The following is an 8,893-nucleotide window of genomic DNA, read 5'->3' on the forward strand; positions in this document are numbered from 1 at the left end:
AATGGAAACAAAAACAACTCTTTGATAATCAGGTAGTTAGAAAACAAAAAGCATTCAAAATATGAAAGAGCTTATTAACACATTAGACAACCTACCCAACAAGACTGCTTTTCCCGATGCAGTCTTGTTTTTGAAAAAATATTCAAAAAAAGCAGTAAAAAGGCACAAGTTCATCGTCTTTACTATAAACAAGATATTTACAATGAAAAATTATTACAATTTCACTGTCAATGATTTTATAGATGATGAAAGCTTTCGGAATTATGTGTTGCGAAAATCTCCTTCTGATATTATTTTTTGGACGGCTTGGATAAGTGAAAATCGAGAAAAAAAAGAGGCTATTGATGAGGCTGAAAAGCTGGTACATTTGCTTGCTGCTGGAGTAAACCTTTCGCTCTCTGATAATGCTATCAATGAAGAATGGCAAAAACTGTATTATCGTATTGACGATGATTCTTTAAAAAATAAGTTCAACAAACCGACTTTAATACCTTTCAAAGGTATTAATTATAAGTGGCTATTGGCTGCTGCTGCGAGTATTGCAATATTTATGGCCACTTTCTTTCTATTGAAGAAAGATATTTTAACAAAAGAAACAAATTTCTCCGCTCAAATATTTGATAAATCGAACAACAAATCTGAAAATGTTTTGACCATTCCGATTATTGCTGAAAATGAAGAAAGCATTATTAAAACCCCTTTTGGGAAAACCCAAAAAATCATTCTTCCTGATGGCTCAACGGTGCTTTTAAATGCTAACTCCGCATTACGTTTTTCTAAAAATTGGTCTAAATCAGCAGATAGAATAGTTTGGCTTGATGGCGAAGCAGAGTTTTCGGTGAAGCATTATGATTTACCACAAGGAGCGGCTCAAAAGTTTATTGTCAATACAAAAGGTGTCAATATTGAAGTAATTGGTACAAGGTTTAATTTGATGAGCCGTGCCGAGAAATGTAAAGTTGCTCTTTATGAAGGAATTATTCAATTGCATTTAACCAAGCATCCCGAACAAGAAAGTATAGCCATAGAACCTAACGAAATTGCACAGATAGATAATGGAGTAGTGGTTCGTATTTCTCAAATTAAGAAAATAGAGGTTTATCAAGCATGGACTAAACAGCATTTTGAATTTGACAATACGCCACTTTCTGAAGTGGCTCTTTTGGTCGAAAACACCTACGGTTTTAAAGAAGAATCATTAAAAAACAAACGCCTTACAGCCTCAATTCCCGACGATGATGTAGATGTTTTAGTAAAAGTAATATGCCAAATTTTTAATATAAAAACACAACAAAGCAACAGCGAAATCATCTTCGAGAATAAAAACTAAAATTTATTACAAACTATCACAAACCTAAATAACTTTATGAGCATTAAGAATTTTACTCACTTTTTCCAATCAAAACAACGAGCAAATTTCGGCAAAAAGCTGGTTTTTTTGCTTTTGTTTAGCATTGGATGTTTACCAATTGCTGCCGCACAAGGCAATGCAATCTTGGCCTCAAACAGTTCAAAGAAGTTTTTTCAGGTTTCCAAAAACTTTGCTTTAAAAACTGTTTTGTCAGATATCAGTAATCATTACAATGTGAAAATTGCCTACGAGACACAACTCGTCAAAGATTTATCAATAGAATCTTACCCTATTTTCATTGATGCAAACCTTGAAAGTGTACTTAAAAAGGTGCTTGATGAGGTAAATCTTTCAGTTGAAAAAGTAACAGAAACTATGTTGGTGGTAAAATCAAAGCCGAAGCAAACTGTTGCTGAACCAGTGAAAATATTATCATCAAGAAAAAAAGAGTATGTATTTGAACAATCTGTAAAAGGTATAGTTCGGGACATAAATAAAGAAGGGATTCCTGGCGTAACGATTGTCATTGAAGGAACAACCAAAGGAACTTCAACAGATATGAAGGGTAATTACCAAATAAATGTATCTGGAGCAAATGATGTGCTTGTTTTTACGGCAGTCGGAATGGAAACAATCAAAGAAAAGGTGGGAACACGTTCTATAATTGATGTTGAACTAAAAGATGAAGCCAAAATTCTTGAAACTGTAGTAGTAACAGCCTTAGGTTTCACCGAAAATCGTGATAAACAGGGAAGTTCAAGTGCTAAAGTTGATCCTAAAAGTGTCATTCGCTCGGGCGAGAGTGGCTTGTTACAAGGTTTGGCTGGAAAAGCTTCCGGTGTACGTATAACTCGCTCCACTGGCGACCCAGGAGCTGGTTCAAATATCCAAATCAGGGGAGCAAATACCATCACTGGGGCATCTCAACCCTTGATTATTTTAGATGGGATTCCTATTTCAAATGCAAGCTCTGTTGGTTTTGGAGCAACTGCAACGGGCGTGGGAGTTGCTCAACAATCAAGGCTTAATGACATTAACCCAAATGACATTGAAACGATGCAAGTTTTGAAAGGTGCTGCTGCTGCTGCAATGTGGGGGTCGAGGGCAGCCAATGGCGTTTTGGTAATTACTACTAAAAAGGGAAAATCAGGCAGATTGCAAGTTTCGTATGGAATGAATTATTCTGTTGACCAAATCAACGTGAAACATCCATTTCAAAATACTTATGGTCAAGGCTCAGGTGGAGTTTTCAACCCAACAGCAACAAATTCTTGGGGAGATAAAATTGCAAACAGAAGTGGTGCGGCAGATAGTGTCATTGTAGGAAACGAACGTTTTGTAAGCGATGTTTCGGGAAGAATTTATTACCCAATCGCTCGTCGTGCCAATGGCATATTTGCTAAAAATGATAAATCAACTTTTACCGACCAAAACTATGATGCTATTTTTGGTAATGGTTCATTTTTGGAAAACACCCTAACATTAAGTGCAGGTTCAGAAAAATCAAGAACTTTTTTCAGTTTTGCAGATTTGAACCAAAAAGGTATTATTAGAAAAAATAGTGATTATCGTCGTAGTTCAATTCGATTAAACAATGATTTTATAGGAGAACATATTAAACTTTCGACCAAAGCATCCTATATTTTGACAAATTCTAATCGTATTCAACAGAATTCAAATGTTTCAGGTTTATACTTAGGCTTACTGAGAACTCCATCAGATTTTGATAATACTGATTATATAGGTACTTACTATGATGCAACCGGTGCTCCATCATTGGGTCGTCATCGAAGCTATAGACGTTATTTAGGAAGTGATATTAATCCTCAATTCAACAATCCAGAATGGACAATTAGAGAGCAAGAAGCTCCCGACCAAGTTCACAGATTTGTAATTTCTTCCGAATTTGTTATTTTCCCAACAAGTTGGTTCGATGTAACGGTTAGAGCAGGTACTGATGGAAGTTTTGATACACGTCAATATTTTTTTCCAATCGGTTCGGCAGGTGCAGACCGTGTAAATGGCTCGTATCAACATGAAACTATTACTGATGTTGAAAAAAACTTAGATGTTATCGGTCGCCTCCAACGTCGCTTATCAAAGGATTTGAACGGTACTTTAATAGTTGGGTATAACCTAAATGATCGTAAACGTACAAATCTTTATGGGCAATCACGAAACTTTATAGTCAACACCAACCTTAAAAACTTTATCAACGCAGGCTCAACGAGTGCATCAAATTCTACTTTAAAAACAGGTTCAAATAGAGCATATGCCACGACATCTCTTGATTTTAAAAACCAATTGTCACTCAATGCTTCGGGAGCTGTAGAGGCGGCTTCAACTATTCGTGGCAACTTTTTTTATCCATCGGTTGATGCTTCATGGAGATTCAATAAATTGAAGTATTTTAAAGATATAAAATGGTTGTCTTTAGCTAAAATACGTGCCTCATTTGGTAAGGTAGGAGTTCGTCCGAGTGCTTACCGATTTACCACCGTTTATGAGTCAGTTGCTTATCAAACTTATGATGACCCACTCGACCCTGCATTTTTTGGAGGTGGATACCGTCTTGATAATTCAAAAGGCAATAATGATTTACGTCCAGAAATAAAAACAGAATGGGAAGTAGGAACCGATTGGAGATTCCTTGAAAACAGGTTGTCTTTCTCTGCGTCGTATTACAATAATAAAATTGATGATATTTTATTAGACGTGGGTCGTACACCTTCTTCTGGTTTCACAAGTCAATATGCCAATGCAGGCTTGATGACCAATAAAGGTTGGGAAACAGAAGCCAATCTCGAATTCTATAAGAAAGGCGATTTGACTCTAAATGTCTATGGAAATATTAATCAGAATGTAAATAAAGTAGTTGACTTAAAAGGAAATCTTACCGTTGATTTGACAGGGCAAGCCGTTAGCTCAAGGGCTGTGGTAGGTTATCCATTGGGTACACTTTGGGGGCCAAGAGCATTGCGTGATGACAATGGTAATTTTATTAATGATGCCAACGGCTACCCACAAGTTGATGTAGTGCAAGGAGTTTTAGGTAACCCAAACCCAAATTGGAGAGGTGGAATGGGTTTCAGTGCTAGTTATAAAAATTTAGATTTTAATGTCTTATTTGAAACATCACAAGGTGGCGTTATTTCGCAAGGAACAAAGTCTGTGATGTATAACTTTGGAACACATGCTGACGTTGGAAATGAAGTAACACTTACCAAAGAAATGAAAAATGTAGCTGGAAAAGTATATCCTGCAGGTGCTGTTGTGAGAGGAAATATAGGCAATTTCGGTAATGGAGATGTAATTTTAGACGAAACTTGGTACACAACCCGTGGGGCTGGTTTAGGTGCTTCGGCAATTCGTGAGTTTTTTGTTGAAGATGCTTCTTGGACACGATTAAGAGAACTTTCACTTCTTTATAATATTTCAGGTGAAAAATTTAGAAAAGCAACCAAACTCTCATCAATACAATTGGGTATAACTGGGCGAAACCTCTTTTTGTGGACACCTATCAAAGGTTTTGACCCTGAGATCAATCAAGCAGGTGTAAATAGTGGTTTTGGTATTGAATATTTTACGAATCCAAGTACACGCTCAGTATTGTTTTCATTAAAAATAAACTACTAAAACTGACGATAGTTCAACAATATTAAAAATGAATTTCAAAATGAAAAATATTAAATCATTTATTGTCTTTTTATTTCTGGCTATTGGTATAGCTGGTTGTAACTTTTACGAAGGAAAAAACATCGACCCTGATGCTCCAACTGCTGTCAATCCAGATGGATTATTAAAGGGAATTCAATTGGCTGATATTGAAGTACAATTGGGACAAACTCAAAGGATTTTAGGAATGTGGACTGGGCAATACCGAGGAGTTCAATTACTTTATCTTTCGCTTCATGAGTATAATATTTCTGCTGTTGAGTCGAACGAAGCATGGAATTTAACCTACCAAAGTGTTGTAAAACAATCTCGCATTATGCGTGAAGGCCTAAAAGACGACCCATTCTACCAAGGTGTAGGGAAAATAATGGAGGCTCATGCACTTGGTAGTTTAGCAGCGGTGTATGGCGATATTCCTTTCAGCGAAATTGCCCAAGACGAAAAATTTCCCAATCCAAAATTTGAAAGTCAACGTTCAGTCTATGACGGTATTCAAACTATGCTCAATGAAGCGATTGTTGATTTGAAAAAAATAACTGGCACTCGAACCGTAGCGAGTGATTTGCTTTTTAAAGGTGCCTATTCTAAGTGGATTGAGGTAGCTTATACGCTAAAAGGAAGGTATTATATGGAAACAAAAGAGTACGATAAAGCCTATACTGCTTCATTAACTGGTATTTCGTCAGGAGCAAATTCTTTGAAATTTATTCCGCCAGGAACAGCCATTGGTGATGGTAACTTAATGAATATGATGATTGCCAATCGTGGTGGATATTTTAGTACTGGAACTACTTATTTGACTCGTATATTGGGCAGAACCAACGCTGCTGGCTCACGTAATAATACCAAAACGATTGAAGATGCTCGTTCAAAATACTATGCAATTCCGGGTACAAGTTCAACAACCGAAAGAGGAGTGGCTGCTCAAAAAGCACCTATGCCACTTGTGATTTTTGAAGAAAACCTATTGAATCTTGCAGAAAGTGGATTGAGAACAAAGGGCGTTACAGAGGGCTTATTACAATTAAACAAGCTAAGAGCTTATTTGAATGTAAAGGGTAACGCATTTACGCCTTTAGCTACTACTGACACGGTGAAATATGACCCTTATGTGGATGCCGATTTTTTAGTAGGTGGCATCGAAAACAAGTCAAATTTTACTCAAGAAAGAGCACTTTTACGTGAAATTATTGAAGAAAGATATGTATCACTTTATGGCCAGATATTGCCATTTAATGATTTTAGAAGATTAGCAAAATCTGAGTCAGATGTTCGTCCTCCGATTCCCTTCAATACACCCATTGCAACCAAATATCCCGAACGGTTGATTTATGCTCAATCCGAAATCAATGCAAATCCATTTATGCCCAAACCGATTCCTGATATTTATCAAGTCACAGAGGTGAATAAATAACCTTGATTTTTAGATAAACCTGTCTTAATCAAATACATCAATCAAAGTCCTTCAAGTTTTCATATTCTTGAAGGATTTTGAATAAAAACCAATAACATGAAAGTTTTTTCACTAATTCTGCTCCTCAGTTTTTTTATTCCAAAATTTGGAAACGCCCAAGATGAAAAGCCAGAAGCTATCGAAAGGGCATGCCCAAATATTTTTTCTTTTAATAAAAACAATAAAACATATTCCTTTCGATTTGCCAGTAACCATCCAATTGACGAGCAAAATAAAAAAATCAGACATTTAGTTATTTATATTCATGGGGCAAGACGAAATGGTTTGGACTATTACGAATGGGGAGAAAAGCGGTCAATAAAGCCAATAAAAACGAGGAAACCTTGTTTATTTCACCACAATTTACCTCAGAAAAAGATTTAGAAGACCACAAACACGACTCCAACCATTTGTTTTGGGCGAATAATAATTGGCGTGTAGGCGATGAATCCGTATCGAGTAAAAAGCGTAAAATGGATGAATCTTTCAGCAGCTTTAGTTTGGTAGATTCTATTATTGCTCAAGTTTGTAACAAAGCCCTTTTTCCAAAACTAAAAAAAATTACAATAATTGGTCATTCTGCGGGTGGGCAGTTTGTGTCACGTTATGTAGGCATGACACCCATGCCAAATGTATTGACAAAATATAAATTTAATTTTATCATTATGAATCCATCAAGCTATATGTATTTAGATGACCGCCGACCTTTAAAAACGGGTTCTACCTTAACTTTTGTGAAACCTGATACGACTGGTTGCGGTAGTTTCAATGATTATCCAAGAGGAATGGAAAAGCTAAATCCTTATGCTTTAAAGATTGGTGTCGAAACCATAAAGCAACAATTTTTGAATCGAGACATTGTTTTTATTCTTGGCGAGAAAGATGTCAATATGAATGATAGTAGTTTAGATAAGTCTTGCGGAGGAAATCTTCAAGGTCGTTTTCGTTTAGAACGAGGACAGTTTTTTTATGAATATATTCAGCTTTTCTCGAATAAAAAGAAAAACCATCAAATTGACGTTGTACCAAATGTAGCCCATGATGGAAACAAAATGGTAAATTCTAAAGCGGCTTTGTGGTATTTATTTCGGTTCTAATCCAAAAAAAACATCCGATTTATGATTAAATCGGATGTTTTCAATTAATATTTTCAAAACCGCACATAAATTATAATATGTACAAAGTAATTGAGCGAATTTGCCGCAAATATGCTTAAAAGAAAAGAGCAAAACCGATTTTCAGCCATACAATTTTGTGTACGGTTTTGAATTCCCAATATCATTTATTCATGTTTATTTAACGATTTTAATATTTTTAAATAAAGCAATTTTTCATCAATTGGTTTGGATATATAATCATCCATTCCAGCAGCGATACATTTTTCTAAATCTACCGTAGTAACATCGGCAGTGAGGGCAATTATCGGAATTTGAGAATTCATTTCCTTACGAATATACTCTGTGGTTTCAAAACCATCCAACTCTGGCATTTGCAAATCCATCAAAATAATATCATATTTATTTTCTCGCAATTTTTCAATCGCAATTAGTCCATTATCTGCTACATCTACCTCAAATCCAAAATCAATTACTATTATTTTAATTAAAAGTTGGTTGAGTTCCATATCTTCAACAACCAATATTTTTACATTTTCTATTTTTGTTTTATATTCAATTTCTAATTCGTGTTCCATTTTTATATCTGTTTTTTTAAACCATAAACTAAAATTGAATTCCGTACCCTTATCAAGTTCACTTTTTACAGTAATTATGCCCCCCTGAACTTCAACTAATTGTTTAACGATGGCAAGCCCCAATCCTGTACCTCCATAATAATTATTGCTGTTTTGGTGTACTTGTTCAAAGTTTTTAAAAATATGTTCCAGTCTATCTTCTGGAATTCCGATACCCGTATCAGTTATTGTAAACTCAATCAGTACACTATTTACATCCTCTTTTACTAATAAAATTTGTAATTTTATATCTCCTTTGTTGGTAAACTTTACAGCATTACTTAATAAATTTAAGATTATTTGACGTAAACGAATTGGATCGCCTTCTAATATCTGAGGAATGCTCTCATCAAATTCTGTAATCAATTCTAAATTTTTCTCCTGTACTTTTATTTCAAAGAGTTGTACTGTCGAGGCAACAGAATCATATAAATCGAAGGGAATTTGTTCAAAACTTATTTTTCCTGAATCTACTTTGGCAAGGTCGAGTATATCATTTATCAACATAATCAAAGCATCTCCAGATACCTTTATAGCATTGAGATATTGTTTTTGGGGATCATTTAATTCTGTTTTTAAAATCACATTCGTAAATCCCACTATGGCATTCATCGGTGTACGGATTTCGTGACTCATATTCGACAAAAATTGTTGTTTAGCTTTGGCTGAATCTTCGGCAATT

The 8,893-nt window shown here is 35.3% G+C and carries 5 protein-coding genes; 4 read left to right on the forward strand and 1 reads right to left on the reverse strand.

Annotation, left to right across the window (positions count from 1 at the left end; translation table 11 throughout):
* Window positions 1–202 precede the first annotated feature (202 nt).
* The 4 genes from ACH2CJ_RS02875 (at window position 203) to ACH2CJ_RS02890 (ending at window position 7,576) form a co-directional block, all read left to right on the forward strand.
* The gene (locus ACH2CJ_RS02875; RefSeq protein WP_394990577.1) at window positions 203–1,330 is read left to right on the forward strand and encodes a FecR family protein; all 1,128 of its coding nucleotides are present in this window, start codon (window positions 203–205) and stop codon (window positions 1,328–1,330) included.
* A gap of 36 nt (window positions 1,331–1,366) precedes the next feature.
* Window positions 1,367–4,987 carry a SusC/RagA family TonB-linked outer membrane protein gene (locus ACH2CJ_RS02880; protein ID WP_394990578.1) on the forward strand — a complete coding sequence of 1,207 codons (3,621 nt, stop codon included), beginning with the start codon at window positions 1,367–1,369 and terminating at the stop codon, window positions 4,985–4,987.
* Window positions 4,988–5,027: 40 nt separating this feature from the next.
* Entirely contained in the window at window positions 5,028–6,440 is a 1,413-nt protein-coding gene (locus tag ACH2CJ_RS02885; RefSeq protein ID WP_394990579.1) for a SusD/RagB family nutrient-binding outer membrane lipoprotein, read from the forward strand.
* A gap of 338 nt (window positions 6,441–6,778) precedes the next feature.
* Window positions 6,779–7,576: a hypothetical protein gene (locus ACH2CJ_RS02890; RefSeq protein ID WP_394990580.1), complete on the forward strand. Its 798-nt coding sequence runs from the start codon at window positions 6,779–6,781 to the stop codon at window positions 7,574–7,576.
* A gap of 185 nt (window positions 7,577–7,761) precedes the next feature.
* Here the strand turns inward: ACH2CJ_RS02890 and ACH2CJ_RS02895 are convergent.
* Window positions 7,762–8,893, reverse strand: a 1,132-nt coding sequence (locus tag ACH2CJ_RS02895; protein WP_394990581.1) for an ATP-binding protein, incomplete at its 5' end; no start/stop codon positions are given.

Source organism: Emticicia sp. (assembly GCF_043780375.1).
GTDB lineage: Bacteria > Bacteroidota > Bacteroidia > Cytophagales > Spirosomataceae > Emticicia.